This window comes from Enterobacter sp. N18-03635, from assembly GCF_004006055.1.
In the GTDB taxonomy this organism is placed as follows: Bacteria; Pseudomonadota; Gammaproteobacteria; order Enterobacterales; family Enterobacteriaceae; genus Enterobacter; species Enterobacter vonholyi.
The window spans coordinates 4,172,190-4,186,340 of record NZ_CP034769.1 but is presented as its reverse complement, the minus strand read 5'-3'; the positions used below and the strand labels follow the sequence as shown (position 1 = coordinate 4,186,340).

Genomic DNA, 14,151 nt, shown 5'->3' with positions numbered 1-14,151 from the left:
GGAGTAGTCCGTATAGGGACTACTCCGGAAAGGAAGAATATGCGTTAGTGATTCGAGAACCAGTTCAGCTTATCGCGCAGCTCAACCACGCGGCCCACCACGATCAGCGCCGGGCTTTCGACCAGCTGCGCCAGCTCGCCCAGCTGCGTCAGCACGCCATCCACCACGCGCTGCGTAATGGCGGTGCCGTTTTCGACCAGCGCGACGGGCATATCCGCATTCATACCGTGCTCCAGCAGCTTCGCCTGAATCGTGGCGGCCTGGTTTAGCCCCATGTAGAACACCAGCGTCTGCTTTTCAGCGGCCAGGTTATGCCAGTCCAGCTCGCTGCCGGTTTTAAGATGCCCCGTCACCAGACGCACGCTTTGGGCGTAGTCGCGGTGGGTCAGCGGAATGCCAGAGTACGCTGAACAGCCGGATGCCGCCGTAATGCCCGGCACGACGGAGAAGGGAATGCCCGCGTCACAGAGAGTTTCCAGCTCCTCGCCGCCGCGACCAAAGATAAACGGATCGCCACCCTTAAGGCGCACCACGCGTTTACCTTTCTGCGCCTCGCGCAGAAGGATCTGGTTAATCTCCTCCTGCGGCACGCAGTGGTAGCCCGCCCGTTTGCCCACGAAGACGCGGTCGGCATCGCGGCGAACCAGGTTCATAATGTCATCGGAGACCAGGCGATCGTAAACCACGGTATCGGCCTGCTGGATCTGCTGTAGCCCTTTTAGCGTCAGCAAGCCCGCATCGCCGGGGCCTGCGCCCACCAGCACCACTTCACCGCGATGGTCCAGCGGTTCGCTCAGCAGCTGTTCGGTGGTCTCTTCAACGGCTTTGGTGTCCTGATTCGCCAGCGACTGCGCCAGCCTGTCGTTCACAAAGAATTTTTCCCAGAAGCGACGACGCTCGCCCACGGTCGAAAAGGTTTGCTTCACGCGGGAGCGGAGCTGCCCGGCGTAATGCGCAATCTGACCAAGATGCTGCGGCAGCAGGGCTTCCAGCTTTTCCCGCAGCAGGCGGGCGAGAACCGGGGAGCGTCCGCCGGACGATACGGCTATCATCAGCGGCGAGCGGTCGATAATCGACGGCATGATGAAGCTGGCCTCTTTCGGCGCATCCACCACGTTGCAGAAAATTCTGCGCGCTTCGCAGGCATCGCTCACGCGCTGGTTCACTTCATCGTCATCCGTCGCTGCAATAGTCAGCCAGCAGGTATCCAGCAGGGACTCATCAAACTCTCCCTGTTCCAGCGTGAGCATCCCTTCCTGAGCCCAGACCTCAAACTGTGGGGCGAAGGCAATGGCGTTAACGGTCAGTCGGGCGCCAGCCTCTAACAGCAGGCGCGCTTTGCGTTCAGCTACGTCGCCGCCGCCCACGAGCAGGCAGTCGCGGTTGCGTAATTGACAAAAAATCGGCAGGTGATCCACGACGTTACCTCGCAGCATTCATGGAGGGGGTAAGAATTGACGTCAGGATAACAGCAGGAATCGTACAAAACATACGGTTTTTCCTGCCGTTACCCATAAGGGGTCATAAGCTTTTCGTATTGAAAAGGAGAGGGGTTATGCTTTCAGCTGCACCTCGCCGTCCTTCACGCGGACGTCGTAGTGTTTGACCGAGAAGCTTTCATCTTCCATGCAGAGTCCGTCGGTTAAGCGGAAACGCTGCTTTTTCAACGGGCTGGCGACCCACAGTTCCCCCTGATGTTCGGCAATCAGTCCGCGGGAGAGCACACTGGCCTCGAAGAACGGGTCGATGTTGCTGATAGCAAAGACCTGTTCATCGTGGTGAGGGCGGAAAATCGCCACCTGCTCGCTGCCCAGCAGCGCGCACACGCCGGTGGCGGGGATAATGTCGTTAATATCGCAAATGTTTACCCACTGGCTCATGCGTTTTCCTCCACCAGCGTGACCGGAATACGTTCATACGGCGTGGCCGGACGATGCTGTTCACGCTCCGGCACTACCTGCACGTTCGGGTCGCGCTGGGTGCTGTTGATAAAGTGTTTGAAGCGCGTCTGCGCCGCCGGGGTGTTGACGGTTTCAGTCCACTCGCAGATCACCGCCTCGCGCAGGCGCGCCATTTCCGCTTCCAGATGCTCGTTCAGGCCCAGCTTGTCGTCGATAATGACTGATTTAAGGTAGTCGATGCCGCCTTCCAGGTTATCGAGCCAGGAGGCGGTACGGGTCAGCTTATCGGCGGTGCGGATATAGAACATCATGAATCGGTCGAGATACTGAATCAGCGTGTCGCGATCGAGATCCGCCGCCAGCAGGTCCGCATGGCGCGGTTTCATCCCGCCGTTGCCGCACACATAGAGGTTCCAGCCTTTCTCGGTGGCAATAATACCCACGTCTTTACCCTGCGCTTCCGCACATTCGCGGGTGCAGCCGGAGACGCCGAACTTCATTTTGTGCGGGGTACGGATGCCTTTGTAGCGGTTTTCCAGCTCAACGCCGAAGCCCACGCTGTCGCCGACGCCGTAGCGGCACCAGGTGCTGCCCACGCAGGTTTTCGCCATGCGCAGCGCTTTTGCGTACGCGTGGCCGGTTTCGAAGCCGGCTTCAATCAGCTGACGCCAGATTTCCGGCAGATCGTCTTTCTGCGCGCCAAACAGGCCGATACGCTGGGAGCCGGTGATTTTGGTGTACAGGTTAAATTCCCGTGCGATGCGGCCCACCGCGACCAGCCCTTCCGGCGTGATTTCGCCGCCGGCGGAACGTGGAATCACGGAGTAGGTGCCGTCTTTCTGGATGTTGGCCAGGAAATTGTCGTTGGTGTCCTGCAGCGGCGTATGCTCGGGCTTGAGCACGTACTCGTTCCAGCAGGAGGCCAGCAGGGAGCCGACGGTCGGTTTACAGACTTCGCAGCCGTAGCCCTGGCCGTGCTTCGCCAGCAGTTCGTCGAAGGATTTGATGCCCTCCACGCGGATCAGGTGATACAGCTCCTGGCGAGAATACGCGAAGTGCTCGCACAGGTTGTTGTTCACCTCGATGCCCTGTTTCGCCAGTTCGGCGTTCAGCACCTGAGTGACCAGCGGAATACAGCCGCCGCAGCCGGTACCGGCTTTGGTTTCGGCTTTCAGGGCCGCAACGGTGTGGCAGCCTTTGTTGATGGCGGAGATCAGCATGCCTTTGGTAACGTCGAAGCAGGAGCAAATCTGCGCGCTGTCCGGCAGTTTATCCACGCCGATTGACGGCTTGCCGCTGGAGGCATGAGCCGGAAGGATCAGCGCGTCCGGGTTTTCCGGCAGCTCGATGGCGTTGAGCACCAGCTGGAGCAGGTTGCCGAAGTCGCTGGTGTCGCCCACCAGCACCGCGCCGAGCAGGGTTTTGTTGTCCTGGCTGACGATGAGTCGTTTGTAGACCTCTTTGCTTTCGTCGAGATAGACATAGCTGCGGGAATTCGGGGTGCGGCCATGCGCATCGCCAATACCGCCGACATCTACGCCCAGCAGCTTCAGCTTGGCGCTCAAGTCTGCGCCGGTAAAGGCGTTTTCGCTGCCGAGGATATGGTCCACTGCGACCTGTGCCATTTTGTAGCCGGGCGCCACCAGACCGTATACGCGGTTGTTCCAGCTGGCGCATTCGCCAATCGCGTAGATATCCGGATCGGAGGTCTGGCAGGTGTCGTTAATCATGATCCCGCCGCGCTGCGCCACGGCAAGACCGCACTGGGTCGCCAGCTTGTCGCGCGGACGAATACCGGTGGAGAAGACGATGAAGTCCACTTCCAGCTCGCTGCCGTCGGCAAAGCGCATGGTTTTGCGCGCTTCAGTCCCTTCCTGAACGATCTCTTTGGTGTTCTTGCTGGTGTGAACCTTCACACCCATGCTTTCGATTTTACGACGCAGCTGGTCACCGCCCATGTGGTCGAGCTGTTCTGCCATCAGCATCGGGGCAAATTCGATGACGTGGGTTTCAACGCCGAGGTTTTTCAGCGCGCCTGCCGCTTCCAGGCCCAGCAGGCCGCCGCCCACCACCGCGCCGCGTTTGCTTCGACGCGCGCAGGATTCGATGGCGTTAAGGTCTTCAATGGTACGGTAGACGAAGCAATCCTGAGTTTCCGAGCCTTTAATTGGCGGGATCCACGGATAGGAGCCCGTCGCCATGATCAGCTTGTCGTAAAAAACCGTACGCCCGGCGCTGGAGTGGATCACTTTTTCCTGACGGTTGATGGTGATAGCGCGTTCGCCCACCAGCACTTTTACGCCATGCTTCTCGTAGAAACCTTCACGCACCAGAGAGAGCTCTTCGGCGGTATGATGGGAGAAGTAGGAAGACAGGTGCACACGGTCGTACGCCTTGCGGGGTTCTTCACAGAACACGGTAATATCGAACTGCTCAGCATCGGCCTTATCGAGAAGATCCTCAATAAAGCGGTGGCCGACCATGCCGTTACCGATGATAGCGAGTCTGAGTTTGCTCATTATTGCCTCGATTTCTTTTCTATTATTGCCTACCTTAACGATTCAGCTGTGGCGCTTATTGATGCAAATCAAATACGTCTTAGCCTACTCCTTAGGTGGTATGCGACTGATTTGTCAGGATTTTTATAAGTGGCGGAAATCGCAGGCTTTTCGTGCTCGTTGAATTTGTGTACAAATCAGGAGAGGGTTTTGCCAAAATCGATACGCCTGAAAATCAGCGGCGTTTTTTAGGGGAAGGGTATGTCTACAACACCGTTATGGCTTGTTCAGAATGTTCGTTTACCGGGTCGGGAAGGGCTGTGGCAGCTCGCCATTGAGAACGGGCGATTTGGTGACATCACCCCGATGGACGACACCCACGCCGAAAGTTATGAAGTATTGAATGCGCGCGGTGGGCTGGCTATCCCGCCGTTCATTGAGCCGCATATCCATCTTGATACGACCCAGACGGCGGGCGAGCCGAACTGGAACCAGTCCGGCACGCTGTTTGAGGGTATTGAGCGCTGGGCGGAGCGCAAGGCGTTGCTCAGCCATGACGACGTGAAAGCGCGCGCCTGGAAAACGCTGAAGTGGCAAATCGCTAACGGCATCCAGTTTGTCCGCACCCATGTGGATGTCTCCGACCCGACGCTTACCGCCCTGAAGGCGATGCTCGAGGTGAAGCAGGAGGTGGCCCCGTGGGTAACGCTGCAAATCGTTGCGTTTCCGCAGGAAGGGATTCTCTCTTACCCGAACGGCGCGGCGCTGCTGGAAGAGGCGTTAAAGCTGGGCGCCGACGTGGTGGGGGCGATCCCACACTTCGAGTTCACCCGCGAGTATGGCGTGCAGTCGCTGCACATCGCTTTTGAACTGGCGAAGAAGTATGACCGTCCGCTGGATATCCACTGCGATGAAATCGACGACGAGCAGTCGCGGTTTGTCGAGACGGTGGCAGCGCTGGCGTATGAGGCCGGCATCGGCCCGCGCGTGACGGCCAGCCATACCACCGCCATGCACTCCTACAACGGCGCTTACACCTCGCGGCTCTTCCGTCTGCTGAAGATGTCGGGGATTAACTTCGTCGCAAACCCGCTGGTCAATATCCACCTGCAGGGGCGCTTTGATGACTATCCGAAGCGCCGCGGCATCACCCGGGTAAAAGAGCTGCAGGAAGCGGGCATTAACGTCTGCTTTGGTCACGACGACGTCTTCGACCCGTGGTACCCGCTCGGCACCGGCAATATGCTGCAGGTGCTGCATATGGGGCTGCACGTCTGTCAGATGATGGGCTATCCGCAAATCGACAGCGGCCTGAACCTGATCACCCACAACAGCGCCCGTACCTTCGGCCTGAGCGATTACGGTATTGCTACGGGAAACCCGGCAAACCTGATTATTTTGCCTGCGGAGAGTGGGTTTGAAGCGGTGCGCTGTCAGGTGCCGGTGCGCTGGTCGATTCGTCAGGGGCGAATTATTGCCACCACGCAGCTGGCGCAGACCTGGATCCAGATGGATACCGGAGGAGAAGAGGTGAGTTTCGCCAGAAACAGCCCCTCTGCGTAATGCAAAGGGGCGCAGGGTTTAGTGCGATGCCGCTACCGCGTTGTGCTGGCGGTGGCGGGTCACGAAGCCCAGAACGAAGCACATGATGAACACCACGGCGTACAGACCGTTCGCGGTGTGCAGCGCGGCCAGCGGGCCGCTGTGGGCAACGATCGGACCCGTCACCACGAAGGTCAGCATGGTGCCGATGGTGCCGCAGGTCAGAACGAAGTTAACCAGCTTCGGCGAGGCCACTTTGGTCTGCAGGGAGCCCAGGGTAATGATCGAGGTATAAATGGCGCTGGAGAAGAAGCCCAGGGTCAGAATGAACCACGGCATATGTTCCGGGGAGCCGTTGATGAACAGATACATCAGCACGGTCGCCAGGCCCGCCAGCACGGTCAGAATGCGCTGCAGGTCGAAGAAGCGCAGGATGAAGCTAAACGCCCACATGCCGAACATGTAAGACATCCAGAAATCGCTCACCAGTTTACCCGCATCGTTCAGGCTCATGCCCAGACCTTTGCCGTATTCCGGTACCCAGGAGATAAAGCCCAGCTGGCCCAGGATGTAGCACAGGGCGGCGATGGAGAGGAACAGCACCCCGATACCCCATTTCTCTTTAGCGACGGGTTCTGCAGTGGTTTGCGCTTTTTTGCCCAGCACCGGGAACTCGCAGCCGAAGGTCAGAATAAAGATCGCCACGTAGACCAGACCAATGCAGGCATAGACCCAGTACCACTCAATGCTGCGGGCCAGCAGAACGGCCGCGACCATTGGGAAAATCATCCCGGCCATGCTGAAGAAGGAGTCGGTAAACAGCAGACGCGCGCCGCGCTGGCGGCCTTCATACATATGGGTAATCAGGAACGTACCGATCGACATGGTGATCCCGCTGACCAGACCGAGCACGAACATGGCGGCGGAGAACAGGGCGATGCTGTGGCTCAGCATCAGACCCGCCACGGCGGCGACCATCAGTACAAAGCCGAAGCGAAGCTGGGTTTTCAGCGGCACGATTTCCATCAGCCAGGCATTCAGGAAGATAGAGATCAGGATCCCCGCGTTGAGGAAGGTGAAGGTGTTACTCATGCTGGAAACGGGCAGCTGGAAGTAGTCTGCGATATTCCCCATCACCATCCCGGTGACGATCACCAACGCGCCGGTCAGGGCGTAGGAGAAGAAGCTGATCCATGTGAGCTTGATGCGATTGCTGTTAGTCATGTCTGGCCTGTTCAGAAAAAGAAAAGCGCCCAGGGGGCGCTGAGAGCGGGCAGATTTTAGTCGTTAAAGTGATCTATTCCTATCTTTTAAGGGCAATGAATGTGTCATTGCAGGTTTTAGTGTGATCTAAATCACATTAATTGATGGCGTAACCAATCGTTTGCGTAGTAATAATTGTTTCAACTTCGTAAAATTAGGTAAAAGGCTGGTCTCCGTTCATACTGCTCTTTAGAATCAAGCCATTCGCTTTTTATACTGCGCTTTGTTAAGGAATTCTCATGCTCAAATCAACACTGGCGGCTGTCGCAGCTGTGTTTGCTCTTTCTGCCGTTTCCCCTGCTGCGCTGGCAGCAAAAGGGGACCCTCACGTTCTGCTGACCACCTCCGCCGGGAATATTGAGCTGGAACTGAATAGCCAGAAAGCCCCTGTTTCCGTGAAAAACTTCCTCGACTATGTGAACAGCGGTTTCTATAACAACACCACTTTCCACCGCGTAATCCCAGGCTTCATGATTCAGGGTGGCGGTTTCAACGAACAAATGCAGCAGAAACAGCCAAACCCGGCTATTAAAAACGAAGCGGACAACGGCCTGCTGAACAAACGCGGTACCATCTCAATGGCGCGTACCGCGGACAAAGATAGCGCGACCAGCCAGTTCTTCCTCAACGTAGCGGATAACGCCTTCCTCGACCACGGTCAGCGCGACTTTGGCTATGCGGTCTTTGGTAAAATCGTGAAAGGGATGGACGTGGCTGACAAGATTTCTCAGGTGCCTACTCACGACGTCGGTCCGTATCAGAATGTCCCGTCAAAACCAGTGGTTATCCTCTCCGCCAAAGTTCTGCCGTAACTCTTCTGAGCGCGGGCTTCTCCGGCCCGCGTTATGTAGCCCTCCCTGCGAAAGCGCGTTTTGCTGCTTATACTTGTGGCAAACGGACTATTCAGGGAGGCGTTAAGTGAAAAAACTCACCGACAAGCAAAAATCCCGTCTCTGGGAACAGCAGCGTAACGTCAATTTACAGGCCAGTTGTCTCCTTGAAAAAGGTAATGGTCCCTCAGAACCCCATATTGAGACGCTGGAGCTTGGGCCTTCCGCGCCCGGGCTACCCCATCTGTGCCTTATTCATCGTCATTTGTACCGCAGTGAGATGAAGCGGGCAGGTGAGCTCCGTACCGAGGATATTTTTAAAGGTGACATTCCCTTCTGCCATTTTGAGTACATCGAAAAGATGGGGAACGAGCTGATGGCGGCGCTGGAAAGCGAAAAATATCTTGTGGGTCTTGAGAAAGCGGCGTTTGTTGACAGAGTTAGCCACTACTACTGCGAAATCAACATGCTGCATCCGTTTATGGGCGGCAACGGCATTGCCCAACGCGTTTTCTTCGAGCAGCTGGCGCTCCACGCGGGCTACTCGCTGGACTGGCGTGATATCGACCCCGAGCAGTGGGTTGCGGCTAACCGAAGTGGCGCAACGGGAGATTTAACCGCGTTAAACGCTATCTTTGTCAAAGTAGTGAGCGAAGCGCGGGAATCTGAGTAGAATAGGGCGGCATTTTTTTCGGGAGCCGCCATGATTCTGCTGATTGATAACTACGATTCCTTCACCTGGAACCTTTACCAGTATTTTTGTGAACTGGGTGCAGAGGTGGTTGTCCGCCGTAACGACGAGATCGCTCTCGCCGATATCGAGACGCTGGCACCGCAGAAAATAGTGATTTCACCCGGCCCCTGCACCCCGTCGGAATCGGGTATTTCGCTGGAGGTTATCCAGCACTATGCCGGCAAGCTGCCAATCCTGGGCGTCTGCCTGGGCCATCAGGCAATTGCCCAGGCGTTTGGTGCCACCATCGTGCGCGCCGCGAAAGTGATGCACGGTAAAACCTCTCCGGTCACCCACGCCGGCACCGGGGTGTTCACGGGGCTCAATAATCCTTTAATCGTGACGCGCTACCATTCCCTGGTCATTGACCCGTCGACGCTGCCCGACTGTTTTGAGGTGACCGCCCGGAGCGATACGCAGGAGATCATGGGGATTCGCCACCGCGAATGGGATCTCGAAGGCGTGCAGTTCCACCCGGAAAGTATCCTCAGCGAGCAGGGGCACGCGCTGCTGGCAAATTTCCTCAATCGCTGAAAATCTGTTGCCTTGCTGTGATTTTTTATGCATATTTTGTGATTATATTTTCACATTCACTGTGACATAAAATGGATGGTCATGACATGGCAACTGAACAACCAGCAATTACCCGCGCGACATTTGATGAAGTGATCCTGCCGATTTATGCACCGGCTGAATTTATCCCGGTGAAGGGAAAAGGCAGCCGCGTCTGGGATCAGCAGGGTAAAGAGTATGTGGATTTCGCGGGTGGTATTGCGGTCACGGCGCTGGGTCATTGCCATCCCGCGCTGGTGAAGGCGCTGAAAACCCAGGGCGAAACCCTGTGGCACACCAGCAACGTGTTCACCAACGAACCGGCGCTGCGCCTGGGCCGCAAGATTATTGATGCTACCTTCGCGGAACGCGTGCTGTTTATGAACTCCGGCACTGAAGCCAACGAAACTGCCTTTAAGCTGGCGCGCTACTACGCGACAACGCGCCACAGCCCGTACAAAACCAAAATCATCGCCTTCCACAACGCCTTCCACGGACGCTCCTTCTTTACCGTCTCCGTTGGCGGGCAGCCGAAGTATTCCGACGGGTTTGGCCCAAAACCGGCCGATATCGTCCACGTGCCGTTTAACGATCTGCACGCGGTGAAAGCGGTAATGGACGACCACACCTGCGCAGTTGTTGTCGAACCGATCCAGGGTGAAGGCGGTGTGACCGCAGCAACCCCGGAATTCCTGAAAGGGCTGCGCGCGCTGTGCGACGAGCATCAGGCGCTGCTGGTCTTTGATGAAGTGCAGTGCGGGATGGGGCGTACCGGCGATCTGTTCGCTTATATGCACTACGGCGTGACGCCGGATATTCTGACCAGCGCCAAAGCGCTTGGCGGTGGTTTCCCGGTGAGTGCGGTACTGACGACACAGGAGATCGCCTCTGCGTTCCACGTCGGTTCTCACGGCTCCACCTACGGCGGTAACCCGCTGGCGAGCGCCGTGGCGGGTGCCGCATTCGACATCATCAACACGCCAGAGGTGTTGAACGGCGTTAGCGCGAAGCGCGAGCTGTTTGTGAAACACCTGAAAAAGATTGATGATCAGTACGACGTGTTCAGCGAGATCCGCGGGATGGGGCTGCTGATTGGCGCCGAGCTTAAGCCGCAGTACAAGGGCCGCGCTCGCGACTTCCTGCACGCCGCCGCTCGCGAAGGGGTGATGGTGCTCAACGCCGGACCGGACGTCATGCGCTTTGCGCCGTCGCTGGTGGTGGAAGACAAAGACATTGAAGACGGGTTGACCCGCTTTGCCGCGGCGGTTGCGAAGATCGTTAAAGGCTAATATTCGGTTCGTTTCAACCGGCGCGTTAACCAAATGCCGTGATGCGGACGCTGACGCCATGCCACCGACGAAATGGTGTGCATGGTGTTCAGATGCCCCAGAACGCGCTGCAAGTGCTGCTCCAGGGTGCTCATTGGCCCGTGGGTCAACGTTTCCGGCGCTTCCAGAATGTTTGAGTCTCCCGACTCGCCCGGCGCGTCATACTCCAGACGCTGCTGACACCTCTGCAACGCAATTTCACATGACTGCAGATAGCGCTGCGCCAGATCCGGCGTCAGCATCGTGTGCTCGCGCGCCAGCGTGGTCATGGCGTTAATGTGCTCGACGATAAACTGGCTGTGCGTCACCCAGAGCTTCATATCGGCCAGATAGTGCGAGTTAAAGCCCGGCTCCTGCATCGCCTGGTTGAGCGAGTTGAACAGGGCGTTGTGCGCCTGGTTGACCTTCATGCGCTGATAGGCCAGCGGGGACGGCTGCGGGTCGTCGCTCAGGATCAGGCGAATGGCCTGCTGGTCGGCCTCCAGCGCGTCGTGGGCGTTCTGTCTCAGCAGCCCGCTCTGCCATTGCGGCCAGAGCCAGACCATGCCGCCAAAGGCAATCAGGCAGCCGATCAGAGTATCAATCAACCTGGCGACAATAAACTGTTCGCCATTGAGCGTAAGCAGCTGCAGGGTATATACCGCCGTCACCGTAAAGCCCACCATCGCCCAGCCGTAGTTTTTGCGGATAATCAGATAGCTCACCAGCGTGATCGCCAGCATCCCTGCAAGGGTATAGCCTTCCGGCACGTGGAAGTGCAGCGTTACTCCCGCAATGATCAGCCCGGCCATCGTTCCGCCCGCCCGGTGCAGAATACGCACCCGCGTGGCACCGTAGCCGTTCTGGGTGACAAACAGCACGGTCATTAAGATCCAGTAGGGCTTCGGCAGATGCAGCGCCATGCCCATCAGGCTGGCGGTACTGAGCATCACGCTAATCCTTGCGGCGTTGCGCAGGGCGGACGATTTAAAAGAAAGATAGCTTTTGAGCGCGGGCAATAACGGCAGCCGTTTTTGCTTATCCGCCATCAGGTCTCGTGGATAAAGCGGACGCTGGGTGCGTAACACCCGGGCGATGCGGCTGAAGTGCCAGGCGGCAAACTGTCCGACCGGGTTATCCGGATGCTGGCGGGCGATTTTCTCCAGCGCGCCGAGCTGTTTATCCATGTTAAAGCGCGTCGGGTAGCGGTGGTAGAGAATATCATCGGCCAGCACCCGCAGGCGTGCGGAGACGGTCTGCGCGTTCCAGCGGATCACCGCTTCGGCGTGGCTGCGCTCGACCAGCTTTTGTACCTCCTGCGGGTGGTGCAGGCTCACGGAGATATGTTCCTGTAGATCCAGCCCGACCTGGAAGGTGCGCAGCAGGCGCTTGTACTCGTGGTTCTTGTTGGCGGCGAGCATATGCAGCTGCTGATAGCACTGGCTTATCAGATCCACCACCTTCTGCTGGCGCGTCAGCAGCGGCGGTAAGGATTTTTCCGGATCGGTATGCTGGGTGAGCAGGGTGTATTTGGCCTCGCAGTAATCCGCAAGCTGCACATAGAGCAGGCTCAGGGATTCGCGCAGCGGCTGTTCCCGCCACAGCCAGAACCAAAACCAGTTAAACAGCCCGTACCACAGTGTCCCCAGGGCGTAGATCAGCAGCGGCTCCCACACCGGCATATTCCCGGCGAGGCTCAGCGTGAAGATGGCCGCAATCAGCGAGGCGGGAAGCAGGCGGGCGTGCAGCGAGCTGATTTCGGCGGTGACGCCGAGCGTCATCGCCAGCACGGTCAGGATCAGCGGCAGCGGGATATCACGAGCCAGTAACAGCTGTACGGCGAGGCTACAGCCGGCAAACAGGCAGCCGCCAACGATCAGGCGTTTGAAAAAGCGCTTATGCGGCGTGTCCAGACCGGCGATGTTGCAGCAGGCGGGCACGAGGGAAAACAGCAGGCCCTGCTGAAGATGTCCGAGGATCAGACCTATGGCCACAGGAAGACACAACACCAGCGTTTGTCGCAGTGCGTAGTTAACTTCCGGGTGATAGATCAGCCTGCGCCACATGGGGAGTAGAGACAAAAACGGCGTGACACCTTGCGATGGCACGCCGTTTAAGCGGAATTAACGCGTTCCGTAGACCACGATGGTTTTACCGTGGGCGGAGATCAGGTTTTGATCTTCCAGCATTTTCAGGATACGGCCTACTGTTTCACGGGAGCAACCGACGATCTGACCAATTTCCTGACGGGTAATTTTAATTTGCATGCCGTCCGGGTGGGTCATGGCGTCTGGCTGTTTCGCCAGGTTCAGCAGGGTTTGCGCGATACGGCCGGTAACGTCCAGGAAGGCGAGGTTACCCACTTTCTCTGAGGTGACCTGCAGACGGCGTGCCATCTGGGAAGAAAGACGCATCAGGATGTCAGGGTTAACCTGAATCAGCTGACGGAACTTCTTGTAAGAAATTTCAGCCACTTCACATGCTGTCTTTGCACGAACCCAGGCGCTACGTTCCTGGCCCTCTTCAAACAGGCCCAGTTCACCGATGAAATCGCCCTGGTTCAGATAAGAAAGGATCATCTCTTTCCCTTCTTCATCTTTGATCAGCACTGCCACCGAGCCTTTAACGATGTAATACAACGTTTCCGCTTTTTCACCCTGGTGAATCAGCGTGCTCTTTGATGGGTACTTATGAATGTGGCAATGAGACAAGAACCATTCGAGAGTCGGGTCTGTTTGCGGTTTGCCAAGCACCATGCGCTGTTATCCTCTGTTATAAGCTGTCACCAGAGTCATCAGATGCATCCGGACTCTGGGGTTGCAATCGAATTCTTACCCATACCCTGGGAAGTCGGCTACCATAACGTTTCGCAGCCAGTAAAGTTTGATGTCCTCTGCATACATGTGTAACGTCAATGTATTACTGTAGCATCCAGAGTGTTTTAGCATAGCTTTCGCCGCGTGTCTCCTGGTGTCTCGCTTCAGCATGATGCAGGTCGCCTTCCATTGCGAGAAATGTAACGCACGCGTAATCTGTCACCAAAAATGCAACGTTGGAGTTTAAGAATATGCAAGCGCGCGTGAAATGGGTTGAAGGTTTAACGTTCCTGGGCGAGTCCGCGTCAGGGCACCAGATTTTAATGGACGGTAACTCAGGCGATAAAGCGCCAAGCCCAATGGAAATGGTGCTGATGGCGGCAGGCGGATGCAGCGCCATTGACGTGGTGTCGATTCTGCAAAAAGGTCGTCATGACGTGACGGATTGTGAGGTTAAACTCACCTCAGAACGTCGTGAAGAGGCGCCACGTCTGTTCACCCATATTAACCTGCACTTTGTGGTCACGGGTAAAGAACTGAAAGACGCGGCGGTCTCGCGTGCGGTGGACCTGTCTGCGGAGAAGTACTGCTCTGTAGCGTTAATGCTGGAGAAAGCGGTAAAAATCACGCATTCGTATGAAGTGATCGAGGCTTAAAAACAAAGCCCGGTGGCGCTGTGCTTACCGGGCCTACAACTGCACGAACGTAG

12 protein-coding genes are annotated in these 14,151 nt (G+C 57.0%); 6 read left to right on the top strand and 6 right to left on the bottom strand.

Translation table 11 applies throughout. The annotated features are described in order from the left end of the window. Positions 1–44 precede the first annotated feature (44 nt). The 3 genes from cysG to nirB all read right to left on the bottom strand — a co-directional run bounded on the left by cysG (position 45) and on the right by nirB (position 4,420). Positions 45–1,418 carry a siroheme synthase CysG gene (cysG, locus tag ELK40_RS20895; protein ID WP_127732474.1) on the bottom strand — a complete coding sequence of 458 codons (1,374 nt, stop codon included), beginning with the start codon at positions 1,416–1,418 and terminating at the stop codon, positions 45–47. 135 nt (positions 1,419–1,553) lie between these two features. Then, positions 1,554–1,880 (bottom strand): nitrite reductase small subunit NirD, encoded by a 327-nt coding sequence (gene nirD, locus ELK40_RS20890; RefSeq protein ID WP_127732472.1) that lies wholly within the window; start codon positions 1,878–1,880, stop codon positions 1,554–1,556. Next, positions 1,877–4,420, bottom strand: coding sequence for a nitrite reductase large subunit NirB (gene nirB / locus ELK40_RS20885; RefSeq protein ID WP_127732470.1), 2,544 nt, complete (start codon positions 4,418–4,420; stop codon positions 1,877–1,879). The genes nirD and nirB overlap by 4 nt, the downstream gene beginning before the upstream one ends. 240 nt (positions 4,421–4,660) lie before the next feature. Between nirB and ELK40_RS20880 the strand changes: the two genes are divergently transcribed. Then, entirely contained in the window at positions 4,661–5,962 is a 1,302-nt protein-coding gene (locus tag ELK40_RS20880) for a cytosine deaminase (RefSeq protein ID WP_127732468.1), read from the top strand. An 18-nt stretch (positions 5,963–5,980) separates the two neighbouring features. Here ELK40_RS20880 and tsgA read toward each other — a convergent pair whose 3' ends face one another. Further along, positions 5,981–7,165 (bottom strand): MFS transporter TsgA, encoded by a 1,185-nt coding sequence (tsgA, locus tag ELK40_RS20875; RefSeq protein ID WP_127732466.1) that lies wholly within the window; start codon positions 7,163–7,165, stop codon positions 5,981–5,983. 278 nt (positions 7,166–7,443) lie between these two features. On the opposite strand from tsgA, the gene ppiA reads away from it, so the two are divergent. The 4 genes from ppiA to ELK40_RS20855 all read left to right on the top strand — a co-directional run bounded on the left by ppiA (position 7,444) and on the right by ELK40_RS20855 (position 10,608). Further along, complete coding sequence (gene ppiA, locus ELK40_RS20870) at positions 7,444–8,016, top strand: peptidylprolyl isomerase A (RefSeq protein ID WP_127732464.1); 573 nt, start codon at positions 7,444–7,446, stop codon at positions 8,014–8,016. Positions 8,017–8,122: 106 nt separating this feature from the next. After that, positions 8,123–8,707 carry a putative adenosine monophosphate-protein transferase Fic gene (locus ELK40_RS20865; protein ID WP_127732462.1) on the top strand — a complete coding sequence of 195 codons (585 nt, stop codon included), beginning with the start codon at positions 8,123–8,125 and terminating at the stop codon, positions 8,705–8,707. Positions 8,708–8,737: 30 nt separating this feature from the next. Continuing rightward, positions 8,738–9,301, top strand: coding sequence for an aminodeoxychorismate synthase component 2 (gene pabA, locus ELK40_RS20860; RefSeq protein WP_127732460.1), 564 nt, complete (start codon positions 8,738–8,740; stop codon positions 9,299–9,301). An 86-nt stretch (positions 9,302–9,387) separates the two neighbouring features. After that, entirely contained in the window at positions 9,388–10,608 is a 1,221-nt protein-coding gene (locus ELK40_RS20855; protein WP_206529371.1) for an aspartate aminotransferase family protein, read from the top strand. Here the strand turns inward: ELK40_RS20855 and ELK40_RS20850 are convergent. Next, entirely contained in the window at positions 10,605–12,692 is a 2,088-nt protein-coding gene (locus tag ELK40_RS20850; RefSeq protein WP_127732848.1) for a YccS/YhfK family putative transporter, read from the bottom strand. The genes ELK40_RS20855 and ELK40_RS20850 overlap by 4 nt on opposite strands. A 57-nt stretch (positions 12,693–12,749) precedes the next feature. Continuing rightward, complete coding sequence (gene crp, locus ELK40_RS20845; RefSeq protein ID WP_000242758.1) at positions 12,750–13,382, bottom strand: cAMP-activated global transcriptional regulator CRP; 633 nt, start codon at positions 13,380–13,382, stop codon at positions 12,750–12,752. Positions 13,383–13,693: 311 nt separating this feature from the next. Here crp and ELK40_RS20840 point away from each other — a divergent pair, with 311 nt between their 5' ends. Then, complete coding sequence (locus ELK40_RS20840) at positions 13,694–14,098, top strand: OsmC family protein (protein ID WP_008503018.1); 405 nt, start codon at positions 13,694–13,696, stop codon at positions 14,096–14,098. The last annotated feature ends 53 nt before the right edge of the window (positions 14,099–14,151 follow it).

What these genes read in the sequence shown, in the direction of transcription:
- ELK40_RS20850 (WP_127732848.1), bottom strand. Translation starts at nt 12,692, where the DNA reads ATGTGGCGCAGGCTGATCTATCACCCGGAAGTTAACTACGCACTGCGA.
- nirB (WP_127732470.1), bottom strand. Translation starts at nt 4,420, where the DNA reads ATGAGCAAACTCAGACTCGCTATCATCGGTAACGGCATGGTCGGCCAC.
- ELK40_RS20880 (WP_127732468.1), top strand. Translation starts at nt 4,661, where the DNA reads ATGTCTACAACACCGTTATGGCTTGTTCAGAATGTTCGTTTACCGGGT.
- ELK40_RS20840 (WP_008503018.1), top strand. Translation starts at nt 13,694, where the DNA reads ATGCAAGCGCGCGTGAAATGGGTTGAAGGTTTAACGTTCCTGGGCGAG.
- ppiA (WP_127732464.1), top strand. Translation starts at nt 7,444, where the DNA reads ATGCTCAAATCAACACTGGCGGCTGTCGCAGCTGTGTTTGCTCTTTCT.
- pabA (WP_127732460.1), top strand. Translation starts at nt 8,738, where the DNA reads ATGATTCTGCTGATTGATAACTACGATTCCTTCACCTGGAACCTTTAC.
- tsgA (WP_127732466.1), bottom strand. Translation starts at nt 7,165, where the DNA reads ATGACTAACAGCAATCGCATCAAGCTCACATGGATCAGCTTCTTCTCC.
- ELK40_RS20855 (WP_206529371.1), top strand. Translation starts at nt 9,388, where the DNA reads ATGGCAACTGAACAACCAGCAATTACCCGCGCGACATTTGATGAAGTG.
- crp (WP_000242758.1), bottom strand. Translation starts at nt 13,382, where the DNA reads ATGGTGCTTGGCAAACCGCAAACAGACCCGACTCTCGAATGGTTCTTG.
- nirD (WP_127732472.1), bottom strand. Translation starts at nt 1,880, where the DNA reads ATGAGCCAGTGGGTAAACATTTGCGATATTAACGACATTATCCCCGCC.